The 1,160-nt window shown below is 44.1% G+C and carries 1 protein-coding gene and 2 pseudogenes; all 3 read right to left on the bottom strand.

Annotation, left to right across the window (positions count from 1 at the left end; genetic code table 11):
* Positions 1-245 precede the first annotated feature (245 nt).
* A pseudogene (locus tag A374_RS18820) lies at positions 246-422 on the bottom strand (SMI1/KNR4 family protein); the annotation flags it as partial.
* A gap of 5 nt (positions 423-427) precedes the next feature.
* Positions 428-568 (bottom strand): annotated as a pseudogene (locus A374_RS21525) (HNH endonuclease); the annotation flags it as partial.
* 109 nt (positions 569-677) lie between these two features.
* Positions 678-1,160 (bottom strand): suppressor of fused domain protein (locus A374_RS18815; RefSeq protein ID WP_007203840.1); only part of this gene is annotated, 483 nt, incomplete at its 5' end.

Here is a 1,160-nt window from a genome sequence, read left to right as displayed (position 1 = left end):
TCTAGAGCAGCGATCGCTCCAGCGACAATTAATCCAGCGATTGGACATGCGATGAATAATACAGTCGTGCCAATGGTAGCTGCAATTTGCCAGATGGTTTCTTTATCCTGCTGCTCATCGTTAATGAATTTACACAACGTGTTAGCAGGCAGCTCATAAAGTCCTGCAAATCATCCGTTCAAAGAAAAAGCACCTGATTTCTTTTTTGAAATCAAGTGCTTGTCTTCTACTATTATAGGAATCTATCACCCTTCAGAGTCACGTAAACTCTCTAACAGTTCCGTAAAGCTTGCGGCTACATACGTGACCTGTTCACGCATATACACCTCGGCTTCCTCGGACGTCAACCCTTCCTCTTCCATGATAGCTTCCTTCTCCCATGCCCCTTCATGATCCCAAAATACGACGAACGGATCCGTCTCGCTTCTCCCCATAATTGATTCCCACCAAGGTGGTTAACTTTCCCATGAATATTCTCTATTACTAACTGCATTTTCCCGGGAACCTGATGATGGTGCCACGTAAGATCATGAATTCTTGGTACACCATCTTTAACTAACTTAAGCTGTGCTTCCTACAAACATTGTCTATTTCTTCTTTTAACACGGTGCTTGAAAATCAGAAGTAAAAGACGCATGAAGTTCCCATGCGCCCTTATGTTACTTTCGTTTGTTGTACTACAAGCCGACATTTTTTCTATGTATGTCTAAAACATCTGAAATGCCATGCTCCCTCATTCTTTTCAGTAAATACTCATGTCCCTTTTCTAAAGCGAGTACTCTTTCTTCCTCATAAATAGGAAGGAGGGTAAAGATGTTCACATCTCCCCGGTTCGTAGGTATAGAATCTAATTCGGATTCGTACGGTCGACAGCTCATGATACATGATAACTTTGTATTCGGCGCAAACGGCTGAGGCGGTTCGCCATTTGGAAGGATCACACCGTCGTCAAGTCCTCCGTCATACAGATGCGGAATATGCGCCACCATTCTTAACCACTCAATGGGCCAAAAGTGGGCTGGATTGTCCATCACTTCTTGTTCAACAGGCCAATCGCCTGGCAACTTCAGCAGCAATTCTGCATACTTGAACACCTCCTCCTCGATCGAATAGCCCATTGGTTCGTCACTCATACCGGTTGTAAAAAGCGTCGTAAAAGG

Origin of the sequence: Fictibacillus macauensis ZFHKF-1, assembly GCF_000269865.1 — a bacterium.
In the GTDB taxonomy this organism is placed as follows: Bacteria; Bacillota; Bacilli; order Bacillales; family Fictibacillaceae; genus Fictibacillus_C; species Fictibacillus_C macauensis.
This window is presented reverse-complemented; position numbering and strand designations above follow the sequence as displayed.